The sequence below is a fragment of the Flagellimonas oceanensis genome (assembly GCF_003992595.1).
Classification (GTDB): Bacteria; Bacteroidota; Bacteroidia; order Flavobacteriales; family Flavobacteriaceae; genus Flagellimonas; species Flagellimonas oceanensis.
This window is the reverse complement of record NZ_RZNA01000047.1, coordinates 129,969-155,162: the sequence shown is the minus strand read 5'-3', so window position 1 is coordinate 155,162 and position 25,194 is coordinate 129,969. Positions and strand designations below refer to the sequence as shown.

Below are 25,194 nucleotides of genomic sequence, written 5' to 3'. Positions count from 1 at the left end.
AAATAGTTTTTCATTGGTCAAGTGCCCCTGGCACACACAACAACAACACAACCCGACCGCCCGGATGGCGGTAGACCAAATGTTTAACAACCCTTCCTCAAAGGTGGGGTAAGATTATTTTTATGATTCCAAAGACATTCAAAGAGGTCATAGACCTTGGTGACGGTAGAGAGATTTCTATCGAAACCGGAAAACTGGCAAAGCAGGCCCATGGCTCTGTTGTTGTCCAATCTGGCAAGTGTATGCTATTGTGTACAGTTGTCTCCAATTACAAAGCTGCGGATGTGGACTTTTTACCATTGACCGTGGATTATCGCGAAAAATTCGCTGCTGCAGGACGTTACCCTGGTGGTTTCTTTAAAAGGGAAGCCAGACCTAGTGATGGGGAAGTTTTGACCATGCGTTTGGTGGACAGGGTTTTGAGACCATTGTTCCCGAAGGATTATCACTCCGAAACACAAGTGATGATTCAGTTGATGTCGCATGACGAAGACGTTATGCCGGATGCTATGGCTGGATTGGCCGCATCAGCTGCCATTCAACTTTCGGATTTCCCGTTCGAATGTGCCATTTCAGAAGTTCGCGTAGGTAGAGTTGATGGTGAATTCATTATCAACCCGACCAGAGAACAATTGAAAGAGTCCGACATTGACATGATGATCGGTGCTTCTGCAGATTCTGTAATGATGGTAGAAGGTGAAATGGACGAGATTTCCGAAGAGGAAATGGTAGAGGCCATCAAATTTGCCCACGAAGCCATTAAAGCACAATGTGCTGCACAGGAAAAACTGGCCGAAGCTTTCGGTAAAAAAGAAGTTCGTGAGTACGAACCAGAAGCTGAGGACGAAGAGCTTCAGAAAAAGGTACACGACATGGCCTACGATAAGGTCTATGAAGTCGCCAAAGCTGGTTCATCCAAGAAAGAACGTAGCGAGGCATTTGCCGCAATCAAGGAAGAAATCAAAGCATCTTTCTCCGAAGAGGAATTGGAGGAAATCGGTGACTTGGTTTCCAAATACTACCATAAAGCCGAAAAAGAAGCGGTCAGGAACCTTACCTTGGAAGAAGGACTTCGCTTGGACGGTCGTAAAACAACGGATGTTCGCCCAATTTGGTGCGAAGTTGATTATTTGCCTTCTGTACATGGTTCCGCCATCTTTACCCGTGGTGAAACACAGGCTTTGGCGACCGTTACTTTGGGTACATCCAGAGAAGCCAACCAAATAGACATGCCATCTTACGAAGGTGAGGAAACATTCTATTTGCATTATAATTTCCCTCCTTTCTCAACTGGTGAAGCTCGACCCATCCGTGGTACTTCACGTAGAGAGGTAGGACACGGTAACTTGGCACAACGCGCCCTTAAAGGAATGATTCCAGAGGATTGTCCATATACCGTTCGTGTAGTTTCCGAAGTATTGGAATCCAATGGATCATCTTCCATGGCTACCGTATGTTCAGGAACCATGGCCTTGATGGATGCCGGCGTGCAGCTGAAAAAACCTGTTTCCGGTATCGCAATGGGATTGATTACCGATACGGAAACTGGTAAATACGCCGTACTATCCGACATCTTGGGCGATGAAGACCACTTGGGAGATATGGACTTTAAAGTGACCGGTACTGCAGATGGTATCACAGCTTGCCAAATGGATATTAAGGTAAAAGGACTTTCTTACGAAATCTTGGTAAAAGCTTTGATGCAGGCGAAAGATGGTAGAATGCACATTTTGGGCAAACTTACCGATACGATTGCCGCTCCAAGAGAAGAAGTTAAATCTTACGCACCAAAAATTGTGACCAGAATCATTCCTGGTGAATACATTGGCGCTCTTATCGGAAAAGGTGGTGAAGTAATCCAAGAGCTTCAGAAAACGACCAATACTACTATTGTGATCAACGAAGATCCGGATACCGAAGAAGGTATTGTGGAGATTCTTGGTACAGATCAAGATGGTATCGACGCCGTATTGGCCAAAATCGATGCCTTGATGTTCAAACCTGAAGTGGGAAGTGTTTACGAAGTGAAAGTGATCAAAATGCTTGACTTTGGAGCCGTGGTGGAATACACCGAAGCACCGGGGAACGAAGTATTGCTTCACGTATCCGAATTGGCATGGGAACGTACCGAAAACGTATCCGATGTAGTGAACATGGGCGATGTTTTTGATGTGAAATACTTCGGTATCGACCCGAGGACCAAAAAGGAAAAGGTATCAAGAAAAGCCCTGTTGCCAAAACCTGAAGGTTATAAAGAACGTCCACCTAGAAATGATAGAGGTGACCGTAGAGGTGGTGGCGACCGCAGAGGTGGCAACCGAGACAGAAAACCAAGAAGGGATTAGTTTCAACACCATCCCATACTATAAAAACGACCCCGAGGAAACACCTCGGGGTTTTTTTAAAAAAAAATGTAACCAAAATGTAACTTTTTGGTTTTTTGAACGTATAACCTAATGAGCTCCGGTTCACAAATTTAATTTGAAGGGATTTTTTAGATGAGACAGTTAAAGATTACAAAACAGGTTACCAATAGGGAAACCGCATCGTTGGACAAGTATTTGCAGGAAATCGGTAAGGTGGATTTGATTACCGCCGATGAAGAGGTGGAGTTGGCACAGCGAATCAAAGCGGGAGACCAAGTAGCCTTGGAAAAATTAACTAAAGCCAACCTTAGGTTCGTGGTTTCTGTGGCAAAGCAGTACCAAAACCAAGGGTTGACACTTCCTGACTTGATCAATGAAGGAAACTTGGGACTTATCAAAGCCGCACAACGTTTTGATGAAACCCGTGGATTTAAATTTATTTCCTACGCCGTTTGGTGGATCCGTCAATCCATTCTACAAGCCTTGGCTGAACAGTCCCGTATTGTTCGTTTGCCCTTGAACAAGATTGGTTCCATCAACAAGATCAACAAAACATTCGCTTTCTTGGAGCAAGCGCACGAGCGCCCGCCTTCCGCAGAGGAAATTGCCAAAGAATTGGACATGACCGTGGAAGACGTGAAGCAATCTTTGAAAAACTCAGGTCGCCACGTATCCATGGACGCACCTTTGATCGATGGTGAGGATTCCAACCTTTACGATGTATTGCGTAGTGGTGAATCGCCTAACCCGGATAAGGAACTTTTGCACGATTCCCTGCGTACCGAAATCGAGCGTGCATTGGAGACCCTTACCCCTCGTGAAGCTGATGTTATCAGACTTTATTTTGGTTTGGCAGGACAACATTCCATGACCTTGGAAGAAATCGGCGAGACTTTTGACCTTACCAGGGAAAGGGTTCGTCAAATCAAGGAAAAAGCAATCCGTAGGTTAAAACATACCTCCAGAAGCAAGATTTTGAAAACATATTTGGGGTAAAGTGTAAAAAACACCCCCTAAGTTACAGTTAAACTATCCTTAAATTTGATTTTTGGCAGGAAAGTTGTAATTTAGTAAGATATAACAGTTTATCATGACTGTTCGTTTTTTGATTGATGAATAAACTCCGGCTGATTACCGGAGTTTTTTTCGTTTAAGGATGGCCGTAATTGGCTAACTTTGTAACATGAACAAATCAATGATCGCTCCTTCGCTGCTGGCATCTGACTTTGCCAATCTTCAACAAGAAATAGAAATGGTAAACCAAAGTGATGCCGATTGGTTCCATTTGGATGTGATGGACGGTGTTTTTGTACCCAATATTTCCTTTGGAATGCCAGTGATACAAGCCATCGCCAAGCATGCTGAAAAGCCATTGGACACCCACTTGATGATTGTTGACCCAGACAAATACATCAAAACATTCGCGGATTTAGGGGTGAATCATTTGACGGTTCATTACGAAGCATGTCCTCATTTGCACAGAACCTTGCAAGCCATAAAAGCAGAGGGAATGAAAGCCGGGGTAGCTATCAATCCCCATACCTCTATAAAACTATTGGAAGATACCATTCAGGATATCGACATTGTGATTGTGATGAGCGTTAACCCAGGCTTTGGAGGACAATCCTTTATCGAGAACACCTATCAAAAGGTCGCTGATTTAAAAAAACTGATCAATCGTAAAAACGCCAACACCTTGATTGAAATCGATGGGGGCGTAAATGCGGACAATGCCAAGAAATTGGTCGATCATGGGGCGGACGTTTTGGTCGCGGGCAGTTTTGTTTTCAAAAGTGCCAATCCGACCGAAACCATTAAAAAACTAAAAGAAGAAATAGCATAATGCAGCAATTTGATGTTGTCATCATTGGGGGTGGCCCCATCGGAATCGCCTGTGGCCTCGAAGCCAAAAAACAGGGCATTTCCTATATCATTATAGAAAAGGGACCTATCGTGAACTCCTTGTTCAACTATCCCATGAACATGCAGTTCTTCTCCTCTTCCGAAAAATTGGAGATAGACGAAATCCCTTTTATCAGTAAAGAGGCCAAGCCCAAGCGCAATGAGGCTTTGGAATATTACCGTAGGATCGTGACCTCCAACCAGCTCAACATCCATCTTTTTGAAAAGGTACTGGATACCGAAAAGCAAGGAGACACATTTTTGGTCAAGACGGATAAAGAGGAATACCAGGCCAAAAACGTAGTGGTTGCCACTGGGTTCTACGACTTGCCCAACAAGATAGGTGTTCCCGGAGAAGATCTGCCTAAGGTATCCCATTATTATAACGACCCGCACTTTTATGCCAGTCAAAAACTGGTGGTGGTCGGTGCGAGTAACTCAGCCATAGATGCGGCTTTGGAATGTTGGCGGAAAGGTGCAGAGGTAACCCTCGTGATTCGCGGTCCCGAAGTGGGCTCACGCGTAAAATATTGGGTACGCCCGGATATCATCAACCGTATTGAAGAAGGCAGTATTGAAGCCTACTACAATTCAACCGTCAAGGAAATAAAACCCCATGAAATCGTCATCAACTCTCCAGAAGGGGAAGTTACCTTGGAAAACGATTTTGTGCTGGCACTGACCGGATATCGTCCCAATTTTGCTTTTTTGGAAAAACTGGGCATCACTTTGTCGGACGACCCAAAAAGACTCCCGACCTACGACCCAGCAACCATGGAGACCAATGTGGACGGTCTATTTTTGGCCGGTGTCATCTGTGGAGGAATGGAAACCCATAAATGGTTTATCGAGAATTCGCGTATCCACGCGCCAATCATCATGAAAGCCATCAAGCAGAAAAAAGCCGTAACGGACTAAATTGTGCATACCCATGCAACATTGCTGAAAATCCTTTGATTGCACAAGCTGGGAAATTATCCACTATATTTATGAAAACAATCGAACCACCTGAAGGGAACCGGTTTTCATAAATTCAATTCCATGCAAAAGATTAGATTTTTTCTTGTTGTCCTTTATCTGATTTCCCACAACCTACAAGCACAATCCACCACCAATCCCCACCTCGAGGCCATGGATGCCTATTTTACCAAAATGGTGGAGGATTGGGATGTACCGAGTGCATCCATTGGAATTGTAAAGGACGGTCAACTGGTCTTTACGGGAAATTATGGTGTACTGGAAGTTGGGGAAAATAAAAAACCCAATGAGAACACTTTATATGCCATTGCATCCAATTCCAAAGCGTTTACCACTGCTATTATTGGGATGTTGGTACAAGAAGGCAAGTTGGATTGGAACGACAAGGTCAAGAAATATCTGCCCTATTTTGAATTGTACGACCCTTGGGTCAGCGACAATACCACGATCAGGGATATTTTGAGCCACCGAGTCGGTTTGGGCACTTATAGCGGGGACAATATTTGGTACAAATCCAATTTGCCCGCCAAAGAACTGATAAAGCACTTCAAATACGTTCCGCAGGCATACGATTTCAGGGCAGGCTACGGATATTCCAATTTAATGTTCATTACGGCAGGGGAACTCATTGAGACCGTTACCGGAAAAAGCTGGGGAACCAATGTAAAAGAACGTTTTTTGGAACCCTTGGGAATGGACCGGACCATTTCATCCATCAATGATTTGGACAGTAAGGGGAATTATGCCACCCCACACGCCAGAAAAAACGACCAGAACTACGCCATCCCATGGGCCAATTGGGACAATGTAGCGGCCACGGGCGGACTCATTTCCAGCGTTTCGGACATTTCCAAATGGATGATTTTCAACTTGAACCATGGGATCATTGGTAAAGACACCCTTTTGACGAAACGTACAAGAAATATGGTCTGGACCCCTCATAACAACCATTATGTGGACCATACCGTTTCCAATGACTTCAACCAACATTTTAACGCTTATGGCCTGGGATGGGGCTTGAGTGACTATCAAGGACGATTAAAGGTCGGTCATACCGGTGGATATGATGGTATGATCACGGCCATCACTATGGTTCCAGATGAAAATTTGGGCGTTGTTGTTCTGACCAACGGACCCAAAAGCCCTATTATGGCAGCAACATACTACGCTTTGGACAAGTTTTTAGGTGTGGCCACTGAAAAGGATTGGTCCGCGGATTATCTCAAATTGAAAAATGAAGCCCTGAAAAAAGATACCCGTATTGCCGATAGAAAGAAAAGCAGGGTTTTGAACACCGAGCCCATCATCAAACCAGAGGATTTCGTGGGTAAGTATGAATCCAAAGTCTACGGCGAAATCACCATTGTGGAAAAGAACAATGAGCTGAAGTTGGAATTCTCCCATTCCCCGCTGCTCTCCGCCACCTTGACGCATTGGAATTATGATGTATGGCAAATCCACTGGGACCACCCACAAGCCTGGTTCAGTTTTGGAACCATCAAGATCGAAACGGATAACAATTTAAATGTGACCGGTTTTGATTTTGATGTACCCAACGACGATTTCTTTTTTGAGGAGTTGAAACCCCAAAAAATCGATAAATAAAACTTATCTTCTAGGGGCATGATATATTGCAACATACTATTTTACATTTCTAAATCATCCTAGAAAAACTTTCTCAAATGAACTTTTACGATTTTGAAGCGGAACGATTGGACGGCACTCCAGAGTCCATGGGAAAATACAGGGGCAAAACAATTATCGTGGTCAATACCGCCAGTAAATGTGGCCTTACACCCCAGTATGAAGGTCTGGAATCCCTTTACAAGACATACAAGGAGCAAGGATTGGTGGTTTTGGGCTTTCCCTGCAACCAATTTGGAAACCAAGAACCCGGTAGTGCCAGTGATATCCAGGAATTTTGCCAAGTGAATTATGGTGTCAGCTTCCCCATGTTTGCCAAAATAGATGTGAACGGAAGCGATGCACACCCTATTTTCAAATATCTCAAATCAGAGTTGAGTGGTTTGTTGGGTGGTAAAATCAAATGGAACTTCACAAAATTTGTCATCGATAAAACCGGTAAGCCTGTAAAACGATTTGCGCCGACCACAGAACCTTCTGGAATGGAAGAATTTATCCAAAAAATAATCTAGGCAAATCATACTGCTAATGACAAATACAAAAATCTTATGGGCTTTGCCTGTTATCCTATGTATTCATTGTAAATCACCTCAAAAGGAGACTCCAAACAATCCATCAACATTACAAATAGTCGATGCCATGAAAAATGTAATGTGGAATGGTGACTTGGAAGGAAAAATTGAATTGGATTCCATTCAAAACAAATCAGGTCTTTATGGAATTGGTCCTCAAAGCTTCCTGACAGGTGAGCTATTGATTAAGGATGGTATTAGCTATTTATCTAAGGTCACTTCCGATTCCACCATGTCCGTTGAACGAAACTTTCAGGTATCCGCACCTTTTTTCGTTTACACCAATGTAACAGAATGGAAAGAAATAAAGCTCCCAAAAGATATAAGGGGAGTTAACGACTTAGAAAACTTCATAAGCTCCATTACCCAAGAACAGGGGCCCCCGTTTGTTTTCAAGTTGACGGGAAATGCTTCACATGCTATCATCCATATTCAAAACCTGCCCTTGGGAACCAAAGTGTCTTCCCCAACGGAAGCCCATAAAGGACAAATCAGCTATTCCCTTACTGATGAAGATGCGGAAATAATCGGATTCTTCTCTAAAAAACATCAAGGCGTCTTTACCCATCATGACTCTTATTTCCACATGCACCTCATTACCAAGGACGAGAGCAAAATGGGACATTTGGATGAAATTGAGATAGGGAACATGGTACTATACCTTCCTGAAGAAATTGAGACATCATCAAACCACCTTTAAACGGGACTGCAATGCCCCAGTTTCCTTTAGCATGGCCCTGCCATCCTTAAAACTCAGATAGGAATAACCAGCCTTTTTATTGGCTATGCTGATATCGCACAACATGCCCCAATGGCGGGCAACCTCCCTCCATGCCCAGAACAAGGAATGTTTGGGGTCGTAAATATGGGTAGCCTCCCCCCCTGCCCCATTAACTTCAATGATGCTAAAGTTTTTTCCTTGGCAAAGTTCATCAAAATTGTCATAGAGCACATCCAATCGACCATAATGGAAACCTTCCATTTGGGAACATATTCCATCAATGGTTTGCACCAACTCCCTATTGATTTTATGGCTGATATCCACAAACTTGGCCCCTCGGGTATGGCTTCCATACGGCACAAGGATAAATTCTTCGTCCTTTTCCAATACATATTGAAGCTGTGCACCAAACCTTTGTTCCAACACCTTTAGCTGTAAGTGGCTTCGAGGGTTTCTTTTGATGAGTTCCAGCATGGTACTTTGACCATCACCTGAAATGGACAAAAACTCTTTGGACACCAACCCTGTGATTTTCCCATGTGCTTCATTGGGTTTGCGCACGTAGAATATTCCCACTTCCTTTTGGTATGGAATAAGTTCCTGCACCAAAAAGTGGGAAGGCGTCCAATTCACGTATTTCTGAAATTCATCCTTACTATGGATTTTCTCCACCCCAAAGGCCTTCATGCCAATGTCTGGTTTGGCAATAAAAGGAAAACTGATGCCTTGCTTCAAAATACGCTCTAAAGTCAAATCCGGAGTCTCATCTTTATCGACAAAAAGGGTTTTAGGAATAAATTCATCGGGAATCATACGATAAATATCCATTTTGGATATCATGGCCATGCCTCCATTTTTCATTCCAGGATTGGCTGCGTTAAAAAAGAAAAAAGAACGCGCTTTAATGGAATAGCACAACCAAACAGGTGCCATGGGATAATAAATCAACCAAAACGGCCAATACTCCCAATGGGTAAGTCGATGCCATATCAGTTTTAGCGAATCCATTCCAATTAAAACGTAAGCTGTGTGGGCGAAAAGGGGACTTCGAAAAACCTATCGTTCAACAAATCCATGTGGCGCATCACAATTTCCCCCTCATCCAAAACGGCCTGGGTCACACTAAATGTTTTCAAGCCTGATTCCCTATCAATTATAAATCCATTCTCAAAATCATCATGGTTGTTGGAATGAAAGTCAACCACTTCATTAGGAGTGATTTCGGAATTTTGTTTTATAAACTTCCGAAATAGGTTCCGTCGATGTTCGATCACTTCATCTTTATAAAGCGTTGCCGATGACCAAATATGATTTTTTGCAGCATCCAATGGTCTGTAATATTTCTGATGGCCATCCCACCTAAACTCCAATAGGTTACCATTGAACAAGACCAAAGTGAACGGCTCAATGTTGAGGAGCTCCATTTCCTGAATCAAGTCATAGGGTTGCTCCGATGCAATGACATCCAGTAGCACCAATCCCCGGCTACGGGCATAGTTCCCAGTTGGCACATGATTTACAAAGCCGCCATTGAGGAGCACGGCCACCGAACCATTTTCATTGAGTGCGAACCAAGTCCCTCCCGCTTTCGGGTCCTTGGGAAAAAGCACCTTTACGGAACCTATGGTTTCTTCTTGTGGTCGCAAGGCCAAAGGCCTTGAAATATGTTCATCTCGGTTGGAGGTAATAAGCCGCCTACACCCGGAAGCTATAAAACTTACTGTGCACATACCTTTCTGTATTGTATGGTGGATGGCGCCACCCCGAAAGATTCCGGGATTTCTTGCGTGGAAAAATGCTTGATACCCACCTTGATCAATGCCTGGTGATGAATGGTATGCTCCAAGTTGTACATTACCTCTCTAAAGTAATTGGAACCCATACAGTTTTCTTCCCCGGCAAGCTCATAACTGATTTTTATCGTCTTATTGGGTTTCTCCAAATGCTCTTGAATATACGTCAAGCTATCCAACGCATAGTCCAAATTCTCCTCAATCTGAACGTTGCGCTCCCTGCGATCATAGGAGACATCGGAAAGCTCATATCCTTTGATCAAACAAAGATAGAGTTCAATGATGTGCCGGGTGTGCTGACCAATGGTCGCATTGGACAATATATCGCATGATCGGGAATAACAATCTTTGGGCAATTCTGACAGCACCTGCTTGAACTGCTCCAAAGTTTCCAAGGAAGATTTGAACATGATGTTTACTTAAAGGTTGTTTCTATTCGTTTTTTGATGAATTTGAGTATAAGATAGAAAGAATAATCAATTCTTTATTTTTTCCCAGTTTTTATCCGCTTTGGAAACCAAGTCATTTGGAGTGGCGTTGAGCCAAAACTGCAGGGTATTGTTTTTTCCCTTGTTGTAGAATAAATAAAGTTTTCCTTCCCTTATTTCGTAGGTCTCCGGGTCTACATTTACCTTTTTGCCGTTGACGGCTACCGCATACGCACAATAGCCCCCATATTTTGGCAGATATTCCGAAGGATTCTTCTTGAACCTTTCTAAATTCTCTTGATTGTCGAACTTAAACTTGGTACCATCATAGGTTGCGGAGAACTCTTTTTTACCTTCCAACGGCTTCCCTTCAAAATACGATACCACATCATAGCCATGGATGGCATATCCATTTTTGGTATTGTAATCCACAGATTGGGAATAGCCGATAATTCCAATCATCAAAAAGACAAATGCGATGGTTTTCTTCATCATTAATTGGGGTTTGCTTTTGATTTAGTCCTCGGTATGGTTATTTCCTTTCAATGAATGAAAAAATAATTGTTTGACAAGCCCTGTTGTCCCAAACAGCACATCCGTCAATTCATGAGCATCATTCATCAATTGCTGTTGAAGCACTGAAAATCACACCCTAAATTTGACAATATCAATGTAAAAAAGTCGATTCCCATGAAAACTATATCCGTTATCACCAAAAAATAGCGACATACCTATTATTGAGTTCTGTCCTTATCATATTTTCATGTTCTGGAGAAGATGGTAAAACCGGCCCACCAGGAAAAGATGGGAATGCCAACGTAATTGTTTCGGACTGGATGCCCATTGTGTGGACATGGGAAGATTATCAGACAGCTGATGCCTTTATGGATGTTCCCGTGGAAGATATGACTTCATATTTAGATAATGGAGATGTTGTAGTGATGTACATTAAGAATTATAGCAGAGTAGAAGCGCTTCCTTCTAGTTTTAGCAGTGGATACTTGTCTTTCGATTTTGGTACGTTTCCAGCCAGTGAAAGCTTCGAAACCAATGATTTTGAAGGGTTTAGATTCTATTCTGAAGGTAATCTTAGCATCTTAAATATATTCCAGAACGATTCCGAAAAAATAGATGTCCGTTATGTACCCGTCCCTGCTAATGTTGTTGAAACAACAGGGCTCTCTATGGACTCAAAACTCAATTTAGAAGAAACCATGGAACTCATAGGAATGGATTCTAATCAGTATTGAACCGTTACGGCATACTTTCATTTAATGACCTTCTTTTGTTGTTCATCGAGGTTTTCCCCGATTATATCTAATGATTGTTAGTTACAGGTGGGTTAGCGTACTAATTATCTAGCTTGACCGTTAGTTAGAATATAAAACCAACAAACAGGATTCCACTTTCCCAAAGAGTGGTTTTCCGGTCAAAACCTACTTAATGCGCCAGATGGTCCCCCATATATTGTTTTTGAGGATAGGTATCCTTATATTTTTGTTCATTTCCAGTATTTCAAATGCCCAGAACCGGGAAAATCAAAATTTCACAGAGGCAATTTCATTACGTCCGATAACGTCTGTTCTATTGGCAGGACAGCAAGACTACAGTTTTGAGGAAGTTAGGAACAATTCCAAATTGGATTTTGTTCCACTGACCAGTTTAAAGGAAAATCTCGGATTCTCCAGTGACAACTATTGGTTGACCTTTACCTTGGAAAACACAACCGATAGCTACAAACAATATTACTTGGAAACCGCACGTCCCATTACTGATGTTGTTAATCTTTTCCTTATCAATGAGGAAAATCGTGTGGAAAAACAGTACAGCGGAGATAAAATCCCTTTTTCAAAAAAAACCATACAGCACAGAAAATCAATTTTTGATATCGGTCTCAGACCCGGAGAGAGCGTTGAGGCCTATATCCACCTTGAAAGTGATGGCGAGGTGGTGATGCTTCCCATGGAACTTTATCAAGAGGCCAGTTTTTTCAATCTCACATATAAGGAACAAGTCTTTTATGGCTTCTTTTACGGCATTTTGATCTTGGCCTGCATCATATACCTATTTTTCTTTTTTGCCTTAAAGGACAGAGCCTTTGTATACTATGCGCTCTATGTTCTTTTCATAGCCTTGATGCAATTTTCACTTGATGGTTTTTTCCATCAATATTTTACCCCTCAAGGGGGATGGCTTTCCGATAGAGCCGTTTTACTGACCGCTTTTGTTTCGCTGTTCTTCTTTGGAAGGTACGGGGACATCTTTCTTAATCTTAAGAAAAACAGTCCCATTTTACACCTTGCCAATATAATGATGAGCTGGGCGATAGCCATCGGTGTGCTCCTATTGGCAGTCTCCCAAAACTTTGAATATTGCTATCCTTTGGCCAATGCCATAGGCATTTTGGTACTGGTTCACATGATAGCTTCCCTAGTGGTCATGAAATTGAAAAAACAAAAAGTCGATATATTCTTTGTATTGGGCATTTCCTTCTTGGTCTTCGGATTCGTGGTTTTCATTATGAACAATTTCAACACCATAGAGAATTCATTCTTTACCAGTAACGGCACCAAGTTCGGTATTGGTTTTGAAATCATATTCCTATCCATTTCGATGAGCAATAGGATTCGTAATCTGCGAATGGAGAATGAACAGAACCAAATGCTCGCACTTCAACGCGCGCAGGACATGAACGAAATTAAATCGTCCTTCCTTTCCAACATTAGTCATGAGCTTCGCACACCCCTCAACCTGATTATGGGAGTGGCCACTTCACTACAGGAAAACAAAGAGGAAGAAAATCTGGATGAAAAATGTAAAATGCTCCTCAATTCCTCCAAAAACCTGTTGGGTTACATTGAGGACATCCTCGACTTTACCGTCATTGAAAAAGGCGACCAAGAATTGAAAGAGGTATCCTTTGAATTAAGATCGACCCTTCAAAAGGTATTGAACCTTCAGGAAAAGAAGGCTACGGTAAAAGGACTGGCTTTCAATACATCGATTCCAGATGATTTACCCGCCAGGATAGTCGGAGACAAAGCAAAACTGGCTCAGATTCTCAACCATCTTTTGGACAACGCCATTAAATTCACCAACAAAGGAAGCGTGGATGTCGACATTATCTGCAAAAAGAAAGATGACCGGGCTACAATCAACTTCAACATTAAAGACACTGGTATTGGAATTTCTGAGGAAAAAATGAGTACCGTATTTGAATCCTTTACCAAAAAATCCTTCATGGACAAACGTGAATTCAGCGGTTTGGGATTGGGTCTATATATTGTGAAAACCTATGTTGATCTGCAAAAAGGAAATGTAACCCTGAAAAACAATCCAAACCAAGGTACAATTTGCGAATTGAGCCTAAGTTTTGAGATAGACGAAGATCAGGTAACCACTAAAGAAGATTCCAAATCATCGATTACCGAAATGCAAAAGGGCGCTGGGAACATTCTGTACGTAGAAGACAACAAAATGAACCAGACCGTTGTAAAGCTGTTGTTCAAAAAGAACTGGGGCAAAGCGAACCTGACCATTGCCAACCATGGTAAAGAAGCATTGGAAATCATGAAGGAAAAGTCATTCGATATGATTCTGATGGATCTTCAAATGCCGGAAATGGACGGTTTTGAAACAACTTCCCTGATAAGGAAAGGGGAGGCCAATTGCAGTCCTGAAATTCCAATCATAGTTCTTACAGCGGACAACACCAGTCAAACCAGAAAAAAGATATTTGAATTGGGGGCCAACGACCTTGTGACCAAACCCGTGAATGGACAGTTGCTGTTCTCCAAAATGAGTAAGAATACAATTGGCAAAACAATTAGCAAAGTCGCCTAAGAAAATAAAAAAGCCTGCAAAATTTGCAGGCTTTTTTGTGACCCCTCAGGGATTCAAACCCCGAACCGCTGGAGCCGAAATCCAGTGCTCTATTCAGTTGAGCTAAGGGGCCCTCATTTATATTTATGAACTTAATTTGGCTTTTACGATAGCGGAAATGGTCTTTCCATCAGCTTGACCTGCCAATTCTTTGGAAACAATCCCCATTACCTTGCCCATGTCCTGCATACCTGAAGCTCCCACGGAGTCAATGGTCATAACGACCACTTTTTCAATTTCTTCTTCGGTAAGCTGTTCCGGCAAAAACTTTTCGATTACCGCTACTTGTGCCAATTCAGGTTCAGCCAAGTCATCACGACCTTGCTCTTGGTAAATCGCAGCACTGTCTTTGCGTTGCTTTACCAACTTTTGAACCAATTTAATCTCCTCCTCTTCGGATAGTTCAGCACCTCCACCTTTATCGGTCTTGGCCAATAAAATAGCGGACTTCACTGCTCGCAAAGATTCCAAGGCAACGGTATCCTTTGCCTTCATTGCGGCCTTCATTTCTGTCATTACCTTTTCTTGCAAACCCATGTTTTCCAATTTAGTTGGCGAAGATAAAAAATAAACCCGAAAGTTTTTGCACTTCCGGGTTTATGATGTCCATTAAAAATGGATGTTAATTTAAACACTACTAATCAACATTATCGTGTAAAAAAGAGTTGTTGGAACGCAACTGTAAATCATCGTTGCTATCCTCTCCCAAGCTGGTCCTGGATACTTTTTGTTCCTTTGGAACATCGTTCAAGTCGACTCCTTGGCGCTTGTATGCTGGCTCTTTTTCAATATCGTCTATACTGTTCCTGTTGTTCTGGAACTTATAGTTGAAGTTTTTCAATTTCCTCCTACGTTCGTCAGCACGGTCTTTTAGGATATCACTGATGGAACTGTTCATAGGGTCAAGACTGCTAGTTGTCTCTTCGTTTTCTCCTGAGCCTTCACTCTTTTCTTCCACCTTGATTTCCTTCTTCTCAAAAACAAGCTCGTTCTCCATCATTTTTGGCTCATGCGTCTCTGCTTTTGATTTGGCTCCAGTCAACTTTTCCTCCAACTCCATATATTCTTGAAGATCGTATCTGGTCTCTCCCTCTTTCTTATATTCCAAAACAGGTTTTACCTCTACATAATCGTTTACCTCCACGTCTCCCAGACCGTCATCATCCAAGTTGAAGGTCACCGTATGTTCTTTTTCATCCTCCTCTTCCTCTGCTTGGTTCAAAGGCATGTCAAAACTCAAGGTAAACTGATCCTCATTGCTTTTGGCAGGCACTTCTTCTGCATCAACCACATCAATATTGTTGATTACATTCTTGGCTTCTATAATGACAAAGTCATCTTCTACTGGCTCAGCGACCACTTCTTCATAGAACACATTGAAGTTTCTGATGTAACTGGTCGTTGGAATCAAATCAGGGTCTTTCGCCTCAACTTTTGGTTGGATTCCCCCCTGCTCTTCCTCCATGTCCAAAGTGTGTTTTACCACTTGTGGTTCTGGCGTTGGTTCCGGTTGAGGCTCTGGTTCGGGAGTTGGAGTTTTTTCAACTTTAACCTCCTGTACCGATGTAGCCTCTGGTGTTAGGTCCTGCTCCGCAGTTTGCTCATCCTCCAAGGTGTAAAAAACCTTCTTGGACTCAGTGTTCACAATATTATCCTGCTGGTCTGTGTTAAAGCCTGTGGCAATTACCGTAACCGCAATGGCCTCGCCCAAGCTTTCATCTTCGCCCACACCCATGATGATGTTGGCTCCGTGACCTGCTTCAATCTGGATATGATCATTGATTTCCCCGATTTCATCGATCGTGATTTCTTGAGAACCTGAAACAATCAGCAACAACACATTTTTGGCACCGTTGATTTTGTTATCGTTCAACAATGGGGAGTCCAAGGCTTTCATGATGGCCTCTGTGGCCCTTGAGGAACCTGATGCTGCTGCCGAACCCATAATGGCAGTACCACTATTGGAAAGTACGGTCTTGGCATCCCTAAGGTCAATGTTTTGTGTGTAGTGATGGGTTATTACCTCTGCGATACCCCTTGCCGCAGTGGCCAATACTTCATCTGCTTTTGAGAAACCGGCCTTAAACCCAAGATTACCGTATACTTCTCTAAGTTTGTTGTTATTGATCACAATCAAGGAATCCACGTTGGCACGTAGTTTTTCTATCCCGATTTGTGCCTGTTTGTTACGCATGGCTCCCTCGAACTGGAACGGCATGGTAACGATACCCACCGTAAGAACATCCATTTCTTTGGCAAGCTTAGCTAAAACCGGAGCTGCACCTGTACCGGTTCCACCTCCCATTCCTGCAGTGATGAATGCCATTTTGGTATTGTTGTCCAACATGGCCTTCAAATCCTCCATGCTTTCCAATGCGGCCTGCTCACCAATGTCTGGGTTGGCTCCCGCTCCCAATCCTTCGGTCAGGGATACCCCTAATTGGATTTTATTGGGCACGGCACTGTTTTGCAAAGCTTGGGCATCGGTGTTGCAGATTACAAAATCGACTCCGTTGATACCGGCCTGGAACATGTGGTTGATAGCATTGCTACCACCGCCTCCTACTCCGATAACTTTAATTACGTTGCTCTTGTTCTTGGGCAAATCAAAAGCGATATTGTCAAATTCAGTGTTCTTACTCATGACAGTTGTGTTTCTCTTCTGGGGTTATTATTCTGCGTTGTCCAAAAAGTCCTTCAACTTTTCTGACCATTTGTCAAAAATGGATTTTCTCTCCGTATGGGTGGCCGCAGCATTTGCTTTGGCTCCCATATCGTTTTCTTGGCCCACCAAAACCTCTTCTTCGTGGACTTCTTCTTGATGCACCACTTGGTTTTTCTTTTTGGCCTCCAAGGAATTCATCAGTAATCCAACGGCCGTTGCGTACAATGGGCTTGCTACCTCCTCGTCCGAATCTCCGGCAAGGTGTTCGTTTGGATAACCGATTCTTGTGTCCATACCGGTAATGTATTCCACCAATTGCTTCAAATGTTTCAATTGGCTACCACCACCCGTAAGTACAATTCCCGCGATCAATTTTTTCTTTTGTTCTTCGTGTCCGTAGTTTTTGATTTCCACATACACTTGTTCCACGATTTCCACTACTCGCGCGTGAATAATCTTGGAAAGGTTCTTTAATGTGATTTCCTTGGGCTCACGACCTCGTAGCCCAGGAATGGAAACGATTTCGTTATCCTTGTTCTCCCCTGGCCAAGCGGAACCAAACTTTATCTTTAGCAATTCAGCCTGCTTCTCGATGATGGAGCATCCCTCTTTAATGTCTTCAGTGATTACGTTACCTCCGAATGGAATTACGGAAGTATGGCGAATGATACCATCCTTGAAAATGGCCAAATCCGTAGTACCACCTCCAATATCGATCAAAGCAACACCTGCTTCTTTCTCCTCTTGACTCAAAACAGCATCAGCGGATGCCAAGGGCTCTAAAGTGATGTTCCCAAGGTCCAATCCGGCACTTTTGATACACCTTCCAATGTTTTTAATGGAGGACACCTGTCCGACCACTACATGAAAATTGGCTTCCAATCGACCACCGTACATACCCACGGGCTCTTTTATTTCCGATTGGCCGTCCACTTTGTACTCCTGTGGCAATACATGGATAATCTCCTCTCCGGGAAGCATGACCAACTTGTACACTTGGTTGCACAGCTTATCCAAATCATCATTATCTATAACCTCTTCGGAATTGGGTCTTGTGATATAATCGCTGTGGTGCAAGCTGCGAATATGTTGTCCTGCAATACCCACGACCACGGAACCTATCTTTAACCCTGAATTCAATTCAGCCTGTTCCACCGCCTGCTGAATAGACGAGATGGTCTGTGTGATGTTGTTGACCACTCCACGGTGAACACCCAAACTCTTTGATCGTCCGGTGCCCAAAATCTCAATTTTTCCATACTCATTTTCCCTACCGATGATCGCTACGATCTTAGTAGTTCCAATATCCAATCCAACTGAATAATTACCTTGTTCCATAATTTAAATTTTGGTGCAAACCACTTGATTGTTGAATTCCAAACTCACTGTTGCATAATCTTCCAAGGAATTGTCCTTGGCGGCCTTTGCATAAAAGGCCATAAAATTTTTGAACTTTTTGTTCAAATTGTCCACTCCGCCCAAGTTCACCACAAAATTTTCCATGCGGAATTTGAGCTGATATTTTCCTTCGTCCTCGATATGTATCCCAATGACATTCTTCCTTAGAAAATCATCATTGTTGATATAGTCCAAAATCGCATAAGCATCCTCAAGGGTTTTCCCCGTAATCTTTCCAGTGATTATTGGGACCCTTGCCGAATGATGTCTTGACAATGGCATGCGTTTACCCTGATCATCCAAATAAAATTTGGAGACACCTTCTATTCTTCCAATTGGCTTTCGCTGAACAATCTTGGATACAAGTTCCCCGTTTACAGTAAGATACACCTGGGCATTTTTGACCATATCATTGGATAGTATAACTTCCTCTATGGTATTCAAAACTAACTGTTCTTTAGGCGTATTCTCTAGGGCTCCGTAATTTTGTATTAACAATTTATTAACCGCATCCTCAGTTAAATACAAATTGTTTTCCCCTACGAATTTCACGGTGACATTTTCCACCATTTTGCCTCGGTTTCTTTGATCGGCGAAACCGAAGAGCGCAACTACGGCAACCGACAAGAATGCCAGTTTTATGTAATCCCAATTAATGCGCATAACTCAATTCTTTTTTGATTTTTGGCACTTCCAGCCCAATATCCCCTGCACCAAGAGCAACCAAGACTCCTGATTTGCAGTTTTTCACCTCTTCCAGCAACGCTGATTTAGAAATCAGTTTTTTGTTGGGATTCTCTATTTTATCCAACAACCATTTTGAGGTCACCCCTTCAATAGGTTCTTCCCTGGCTGGGTAAATGTCCAACAGTATGATTTCATCAAAATCCGATAGACTTGCGGCGAAATCATCTGCAAAATCCTGTGTTCGCGAGAACAGATGTGGTTGAAAAATTACCGTTACCTTTTGCCCTGCATGCATTTCTCGAATCGCCTGATGCACGGCACTGATCTCTGTGGGGTGATGTGCATAATCATCGATAAACACAAAATCCTTTTCCTTAATCTGATAAGAGAACCTACGCTGCACTCCTTTGAAAGTCCCTAAAGCTTCGGCAAGGCGGTGTGGTGGGGAACCAGTTTGCACCGCCATCGCAAAAGCAGCTAATCCATTGAGCAAATTGTGCCTCCCAGGTTTGTTGAACTTTACGTTCTTTAGGACCTCAGAAGGTGTTACCAGATCAAATATGTAGGCTCCATGTTCAATTTCAATATTTTTTATGCAGTAATCGGCTCCATCTTCAATACCAAAAGTGGTTCCTTCCAAAGGCAACCCCTTTCTCACAAATAACTTTCCTTCAGGTTTGATTCTTCCGATAAACTCTTTGAACGATCGCTCCAACTCCTCTTTGGTGCCATAGATATCCAAGTGGTCGGCATCCATAGATGTGATGCATGCCACTGTCGGTGTCAAACGCAAAAATGAACGATCGAACTCATCTGCCTCCACTACCGAATATTCGGTGCCATCCAGCACAAAATTGCTGTCGAAGTCTTCCGAAACTCCCCCTAAAAATGCAGTCATCGGCAACTCACACTCCTTAAGTAAATGCGCCAAAATACATGTCGTGGTCGTTTTGCCATGTGTCCCGGCAACCGCTAAACAGAACGAATCCTTGGTTATAATCCCAAGCACTTCTGAGCGCTTTTTCAAGTCAAATCCCTGGTTCAAATAATACTGATATTCCGAATGCTTTGAAGGCACTGCAGGGGTGTAGACCACTAATGTGTTGGGGTGTTTGAAGGTATCGGAAATCAAATCGACATTATCCTCAAAATGTACCGAAATGCCTTTTTCCATCAATCCCTCCGTAATAGGTGTGGGGGTGCGATCATAACCCGCCACTTCTTTGCCCACGAATTTGAAATAGCGTGCCAAGGCGGACATTCCTATGCCTCCAATGCCTATAAAATAAACGCTATGTATATTCTTCAAGTTCACTTCAACAACTTTACGATTTCATCCACAATATGTTCCGTGGCCTTGGGCATGGCCATTTTTTTAATGTTTTTCCCCAGTTTTTCTCGGCTTTCTTCTGAATCCATTAATTCAGAAAAACGTCGTTCAAATTCAGTATCCAACTCATTTTCCCTTAGCATAATGGCTGCATCTCTGGCCACCAAAGCTTTTGCATTTTGGGTTTGATGGTCCTCTGCAACGTTGGGCGATGGAATAAAAATCACAGGTTTGCCCACCAAGCAAAGCTCGGAGACCGACCCCGCACCAGCTCTTGAAATGATAACATCTGCAGCTGCATAGGCCAAATCCATTCGATTTATGAAAGCCAAGACTTTGACCTTATCGGATTCATGTTTCTTATATTCCTCATGATACAGTTTGCCACATTGCCAAAGCACTTGCAATCCCTTTTCTTCAAAAAAAACAAGCTCTTTTTCAATCAATTGATTGATTCGCCTAGCTCCAAGACTACCACCCAATATCAGAACCGTCTTTTTATCTCCATCAAGTCCAAAAAAGACAGCTGCCTCTTTTTTCCCTTCCTTTACTTCCACCAAATCGGTTCGGATGGGGTTTCCCGTCTTCACAATCTTTTCCTTTGGAAAAAAGCGCTCCATGCCATCGTAGGCCACACATATTTTTTCCGCATTCCCAGCCAGTAGTTTGTTCGTGATTCCCGCGAAGGAATTCTGTTCTTGCAGCACACAGGGAACACCCGAACTTTCGGCCATGCGCAATAATGGTCCACTGGCAAAACCTCCCGTGCCAATGGCCACATGTGGTTTGAACTGTTTCACTATTTTGCGCGCTTTTAACAAACTACTTATCAGTTTAAAGGGAAACATGAGATTTTTCAATGTCAGTTTCCGTTGTATTCCACTTATCCACAAGCCTTTGATTTCATATCCTGCTTGCGGTACTTTTTCCATTTCCATTTTATCCTTTGCCCCTACGAACAAAAACTCGGCATCGGGATATCTTCGCTTCAATTCGTTCGCTATGGCCACGGCGGGATAAATATGTCCTCCCGTTCCCCCTCCAGAAAGTATAAACCTATATCTGTCCACTTAATACTTCTAAAGGATTCGTTTCATCTATACCATGGGATTGCTCCTCTAAATTTTCTTTTTTATTGCTCGCACTCAGCACAATTCCTATGGCCATACAGGTCATCCAAATGGATGTCCCCCCCATACTGATCAACGGCAATGGCTGCCCCGTAACGGGAAACAATTGCACCACCACTGCCATATTTATGAAGGCCTGGAACACGATTGGCAACCCGACCCCTATTACCAATAATTTAGAAAACACCGTTTTGGACGAATGCGCCACAACTACGATCCTAAACAATAGCAACAGATAGAAAAAGAGCAAAGCTCCCCCTCCCAGTAATCCATATTCTTCAATAATGATGGCGAAAATGAAATCCGAAGTACTCTGGGACAACATGTTCTTCATCACACTTTTCCCAGCTCCTTTGCCCACAACACCACCTTCTGCCACAGCAATCTGCGCCAAGGTCAATTGGTGCAGATCATCCTTATCTGCCTGTTCGGGATGGATAAAGGTCTCTATCCTTGATTTCCATGTACCCGCACGTTGTGGCAATACTTCGGGGGCTTTGAACAGCACAAACAGGAACATTCCCGCAAACACGACCCCTGTTGCCACCATGGCAAACAAATATTTTAAAGGGTAACCTCCGAGAAAACACAATACCAAAGCCATAAAACTAATGATGGCCGCCGTTGAAAAGTTCTCGGGTAAAATCAAGAGCACCACTAAGGCCACAGGCAGCCAAAGTGGAAGAATGCTTTCTTTGAATGTTATTTTGACATCCTTGATCTTGGTCAGGTATCTTGCAATCCAAATCATCAAAACCACTGCTGCCAATGTCGATGTCTGGAAGTTGACTCCCACCAACGGAATCTTGATCCAACGATTGGCCGTCACCCCTCCTATTCGGGTTTCCACCGTCAAGGTGTAAATGAGCAATAGGATAACTATGGGCATAGCGATAATGGAAAGCCCCTTGAAATAATGCGTAGGTATCCTGTGCACGGCATAAATAATACCGAACCCCAAGAACAGTAGCACGGCATGTTTTACCAAATGTCCCAAAGTGGTTCCGTCACCATTGACATAGACCAGGTTGGTACTGGCACTGTACACTGGCAAAAATGAGAAAAGTGCCAAGAGGGCCACTACGCCCCAAATGGCTTTATCACCTTTCAGATTTTTGAATACTCGTAGCACCTTTTACAGATTTTTTATCGCGTTTTTAAATTGATCTCCTCTATCCTCATAGTTCTTGAAAAGGTCAAAACTTGCACAGGCCGGCGACAACAACACAGCATCTCCGCGCTCCGAAACCTTATAAGCTACCTTAACAGCTTCTTCCATGGAATAGGTTTCCACCATAAGGTCGATTACGTTTCCAAATGCATCTATCAACTTGGAGTTATCCACTCCCAAGCATATAATCGCCTTTACCTTTTCTCTTACCAATGGCATCAATTCGGAATAATCATTTCCCTTATCCACACCTCCAACAATCCAAACAATGGGCTTTTTAATGCCGTCCAACGCATAATAGGTGGCATTTACATTCGTGGCTTTGGAATCGTTGATGTATTCCACATGATTGATTTTCAATACATTTTCCAGTCTGTGGGGCACGCCCTGAAAAGACTGAATACTCTGGCGAATCGTCTCTTTTCTGACCTTAACCAGCATGGCTGCCATACTCGCTGCCATTGTGTTCTTTACGTTGTGCTGACCTTCCAAGGCCAAAATATCTTCACTCATTTCCAAGGTTTTATTTTCTAATTTTATTTTAATCGTTTTATCTTCCAACCAAGCTCCTTCTTCCAGTTTCTGTTTCACTGAAAAGTGCAATACTTTGGATTGAACCGGGTGTTTTTTCAACCAATCCTGAATCACTTCATCATCGGCATCGCAAATCAGGTAATCATCTTTATCCTGATTCATCGCGATTCTGAATTTGGACGCGATATAATTTTCGAACTTATACTCATACCTATCCAAGTGATCGGGCGTTATATTGGTGATCATGGCGATATGTGGCTTAAAATCCACAATACCATCCAACTGAAAGCTGCTTATCTCCAACACATAGTGGTCAAAGTCTTTTTCGGCCACCATTTTAGCATAGCTATCGCCAATATTGCCCGCCATACCAACGCTGAGTCCTCCATCTTTTAAAATATGGTTGGTCAACATCGTGGTCGTGGTCTTGCCGTTGCTTCCTGTTATCCCGATTAAAGTAGCATCCGTATATCTTGATGCAAATTCTATCTCAGAAATCACAGGGACACCTTTTTCAATAAGTGCTTTTACCAAAGCCACTTTATCTGGAATACCAGGACTCTTCATGACCACATCGGCATTCATAATCTTGGCTTCGGTATGCTCACCGGACTCCCATTCAATCTCAAAATGTTCAAGAACTTTTTTGTAATTCTCTTTTATTTCGCCTTTGTCCGAAACAAAGACCTCAAATCCTTTTTGCTTCCCCAAAATGGCGGTTCCAACGCCACTTTCCCCTCCTCCAAGTATCACTAAGCGGTCCATTTATCGAATTTTAAGCGTAACAATACTGATAATGGCCAGCATGATTCCTATAATCCAAAAACGGGTTACTATCTTGCTCTCGTGATATGATTTCTTCTGATAATGATGGTGTAATGGCGCCATCAAGAATATTCGCCGTCCCTCTCCATATTTCTTCTTCGTGTGTTTGAAATAACCCACTTGCAACATCACAGATAACGATTCGGCAAAGAAGATTCCGCACAAAATGGGAATCAACAATTCCTTTCTGACGATAATGGCAATTACAGCAATGACACCACCAATGGTCAAACTCCCTGTATCGCCCATAAACACTTGGGCAGGAAATGTGTTGTACCATAAAAATCCCACCAAGGCTCCCACAAAAGCGGCTATAAACACCACCAGCTCACCTACTCGAGGCAAGTAAAAAATATCGAGGTAATCTGAGAACTCAATATTACCTGACACCCATGCAAAAATCCCCAAGGTCAATACGATAATCGCTGATGAACCCGCAGCCAGACCATCAATACCATCCGTTAGATTAGCACCATTGGACACAGCTGTCACGATCAATATCACAACTGGAATAAAGATCAGCCAAGCATAATCTTCGGCCCCTTTACCCATCCATGAGATAAAATCCGCATAATCCAATTCGTTATTCTTAAAGAAAGGCACATTGGTACGAACGGACTTGGTTTCGTCTCCAAATACCTTTTCCACCTTAAAGTTCTCGGTAATCGTGGTTGTATCCTTTTCCTTGATGGTCACTGCAGGATGAAAGTAGAGTGTCAACCCCACGATCAATCCCAATCCGACCTGACCCATTACCTTAAATCTACCTTTTAGACCCTGCTTATCTTTTTTGAAGGTTTTGATGTAGTCATCGATAAACCCGATGATACCCATCCAGATGGTGGTCACTATCAATAGGATGACATAAACATTTTTGATGTCGGCAAAAAGAATCACTGGCAGCAAGGTGGACATGATGATGATCAATCCGCCCATGGTGGGTGTTCCAGCCTTCTGCTTCTGTCCTTCCAGGCCAAGATCGCGGATGCTCTCGCCAATTTGTTTTTTCTGCAAAAACAATATGATCCGTTTTCCGTAGACCATGGCGATCAATAGGGACAACAACACGGACAAGGCCGCCCGGAACGTAAGGAACTGAAAAAGTCCTGCGCCAGGCAGTTGGTATTGTTTCTCTAAAAATTCGAACAAGTAGTATAACATGGACTAC

Annotated in this window: 22 protein-coding genes and 1 tRNA gene; 9 read left to right on the top strand and 14 right to left on the bottom strand. The window is 42.9% G+C overall.

Going from position 1 to position 25,194, the window contains the following annotated elements:
- Nucleotides 1-122 precede the first annotated feature (122 nt).
- The 7 genes from EO132_RS13715 (at nt 123) to EO132_RS13685 (ending at nt 8,162) form a co-directional block, all read left to right on the top strand.
- Nucleotides 123-2,345, top strand: coding sequence for a polyribonucleotide nucleotidyltransferase (locus EO132_RS13715; RefSeq protein WP_127138408.1), 2,223 nt, complete (start codon nt 123-125; stop codon nt 2,343-2,345).
- Between the two features lie 153 nt (nt 2,346-2,498).
- Nucleotides 2,499-3,362, top strand: coding sequence for a sigma-70 family RNA polymerase sigma factor (locus tag EO132_RS13710; RefSeq protein WP_100817395.1), 864 nt, complete (start codon nt 2,499-2,501; stop codon nt 3,360-3,362).
- Nucleotides 3,363-3,549: 187 nt separating this feature from the next.
- The gene (rpe, locus tag EO132_RS13705; RefSeq protein WP_127138407.1) at nt 3,550-4,209 is read left to right on the top strand and encodes a ribulose-phosphate 3-epimerase; all 660 of its coding nucleotides are present in this window, start codon (nt 3,550-3,552) and stop codon (nt 4,207-4,209) included.
- Nucleotides 4,209-5,186 carry a YpdA family putative bacillithiol disulfide reductase gene (locus EO132_RS13700; RefSeq protein WP_127138406.1) on the top strand — a complete coding sequence of 326 codons (978 nt, stop codon included), beginning with the start codon at nt 4,209-4,211 and terminating at the stop codon, nt 5,184-5,186. Before rpe ends, EO132_RS13700 begins: the two co-directional genes overlap by 1 nt.
- A gap of 123 nt (nt 5,187-5,309) precedes the next feature.
- On the top strand, nt 5,310-6,851 hold the full coding sequence (locus EO132_RS13695; RefSeq protein WP_127138405.1) for a serine hydrolase: 1,542 nt from the start codon (nt 5,310-5,312) through the stop codon (nt 6,849-6,851).
- Between the two features lie 77 nt (nt 6,852-6,928).
- A complete protein-coding gene (locus tag EO132_RS13690; protein ID WP_127138404.1) occupies nt 6,929-7,402 on the top strand; it encodes a glutathione peroxidase in 474 nt (157 codons plus the stop codon).
- Nucleotides 7,403-7,529: 127 nt separating this feature from the next.
- A complete protein-coding gene (locus EO132_RS13685; RefSeq protein WP_205780366.1) occupies nt 7,530-8,162 on the top strand; it encodes an acetolactate decarboxylase in 633 nt (210 codons plus the stop codon).
- On the opposite strand, the gene EO132_RS13680 is transcribed toward EO132_RS13685, so the two are convergent.
- From EO132_RS13680 to EO132_RS13665, 4 genes are all read right to left on the bottom strand, one after another.
- Entirely contained in the window at nt 8,148-9,191 is a 1,044-nt protein-coding gene (locus tag EO132_RS13680; RefSeq protein ID WP_127138402.1) for an ATP-grasp domain-containing protein, read from the bottom strand. The two genes, EO132_RS13685 and EO132_RS13680, sit on opposite strands and share 15 nt — an antisense overlap.
- Before the next feature lie 5 nt (nt 9,192-9,196).
- Nucleotides 9,197-9,913, bottom strand: a complete 717-nt coding sequence (locus tag EO132_RS13675) for an NRDE family protein (protein WP_127138401.1) — start codon at nt 9,911-9,913, stop codon at nt 9,197-9,199.
- Nucleotides 9,901-10,386, bottom strand: coding sequence for a DinB family protein (locus EO132_RS13670; RefSeq protein ID WP_127138400.1), 486 nt, complete (start codon nt 10,384-10,386; stop codon nt 9,901-9,903). The genes EO132_RS13675 and EO132_RS13670 overlap by 13 nt, the downstream gene beginning before the upstream one ends.
- Before the next feature lie 66 nt (nt 10,387-10,452).
- Nucleotides 10,453-10,899: a YHS domain-containing (seleno)protein gene (locus EO132_RS13665; RefSeq protein ID WP_313781233.1), complete on the bottom strand. Its 447-nt coding sequence runs from the start codon at nt 10,897-10,899 to the stop codon at nt 10,453-10,455.
- 242 nt (nt 10,900-11,141) lie between these two features.
- Between EO132_RS13665 and EO132_RS13660 the strand changes: the two genes are divergently transcribed.
- Both EO132_RS13660 and EO132_RS13655 read left to right on the top strand, forming a co-directional pair.
- Entirely contained in the window at nt 11,142-11,654 is a 513-nt protein-coding gene (locus EO132_RS13660) for a hypothetical protein (RefSeq protein WP_127138399.1), read from the top strand.
- Between the two features lie 193 nt (nt 11,655-11,847).
- Nucleotides 11,848-14,247 (top strand): hybrid sensor histidine kinase/response regulator, encoded by a 2,400-nt coding sequence (locus EO132_RS13655; RefSeq protein WP_127138398.1) that lies wholly within the window; start codon nt 11,848-11,850, stop codon nt 14,245-14,247.
- 38 nt (nt 14,248-14,285) lie between these two features.
- Here EO132_RS13655 and EO132_RS13650 read toward each other — a convergent pair.
- The 10 genes from EO132_RS13650 to mraY all read right to left on the bottom strand — a co-directional run bounded on the left by EO132_RS13650 (nt 14,286) and on the right by mraY (nt 25,187).
- Nucleotides 14,286-14,359: transfer RNA gene (locus tag EO132_RS13650), tRNA-Arg, on the bottom strand.
- 11 nt (nt 14,360-14,370) lie between these two features.
- Nucleotides 14,371-14,823 (bottom strand): GatB/YqeY domain-containing protein, encoded by a 453-nt coding sequence (locus EO132_RS13645; RefSeq protein ID WP_127138397.1) that lies wholly within the window; start codon nt 14,821-14,823, stop codon nt 14,371-14,373.
- A gap of 100 nt (nt 14,824-14,923) precedes the next feature.
- Nucleotides 14,924-16,930: a cell division protein FtsZ gene (ftsZ, locus tag EO132_RS13640; RefSeq protein WP_127138396.1), complete on the bottom strand. Its 2,007-nt coding sequence runs from the start codon at nt 16,928-16,930 to the stop codon at nt 14,924-14,926.
- A gap of 27 nt (nt 16,931-16,957) precedes the next feature.
- On the bottom strand, nt 16,958-18,289 hold the full coding sequence (gene ftsA, locus EO132_RS13635; protein ID WP_127138395.1) for a cell division protein FtsA: 1,332 nt from the start codon (nt 18,287-18,289) through the stop codon (nt 16,958-16,960).
- Between the two features lie 3 nt (nt 18,290-18,292).
- Nucleotides 18,293-19,012: a cell division protein FtsQ/DivIB gene (locus EO132_RS13630; protein ID WP_127138394.1), complete on the bottom strand. Its 720-nt coding sequence runs from the start codon at nt 19,010-19,012 to the stop codon at nt 18,293-18,295.
- On the bottom strand, nt 19,002-20,351 hold the full coding sequence (gene murC / locus EO132_RS13625; protein ID WP_127138393.1) for a UDP-N-acetylmuramate--L-alanine ligase: 1,350 nt from the start codon (nt 20,349-20,351) through the stop codon (nt 19,002-19,004). The genes EO132_RS13630 and murC overlap by 11 nt, the downstream gene beginning before the upstream one ends.
- Nucleotides 20,348-21,436 (bottom strand): undecaprenyldiphospho-muramoylpentapeptide beta-N-acetylglucosaminyltransferase, encoded by a 1,089-nt coding sequence (murG, locus tag EO132_RS13620; protein WP_127138392.1) that lies wholly within the window; start codon nt 21,434-21,436, stop codon nt 20,348-20,350. The genes murC and murG overlap by 4 nt, the downstream gene beginning before the upstream one ends.
- Nucleotides 21,423-22,628, bottom strand: coding sequence for an FtsW/RodA/SpoVE family cell cycle protein (locus tag EO132_RS13615; RefSeq protein ID WP_127138391.1), 1,206 nt, complete (start codon nt 22,626-22,628; stop codon nt 21,423-21,425). The genes murG and EO132_RS13615 overlap by 14 nt, the downstream gene beginning before the upstream one ends.
- Nucleotides 22,629-22,631: 3 nt before the next feature.
- Nucleotides 22,632-23,966 carry a UDP-N-acetylmuramoyl-L-alanine--D-glutamate ligase gene (gene murD, locus EO132_RS13610; RefSeq protein ID WP_127138390.1) on the bottom strand — a complete coding sequence of 445 codons (1,335 nt, stop codon included), beginning with the start codon at nt 23,964-23,966 and terminating at the stop codon, nt 22,632-22,634.
- Nucleotides 23,967-25,187: a phospho-N-acetylmuramoyl-pentapeptide-transferase gene (gene mraY, locus EO132_RS13605; protein WP_127138389.1), complete on the bottom strand. Its 1,221-nt coding sequence runs from the start codon at nt 25,185-25,187 to the stop codon at nt 23,967-23,969.
- Between the last annotated feature and the right edge of the window lie 7 nt (nt 25,188-25,194).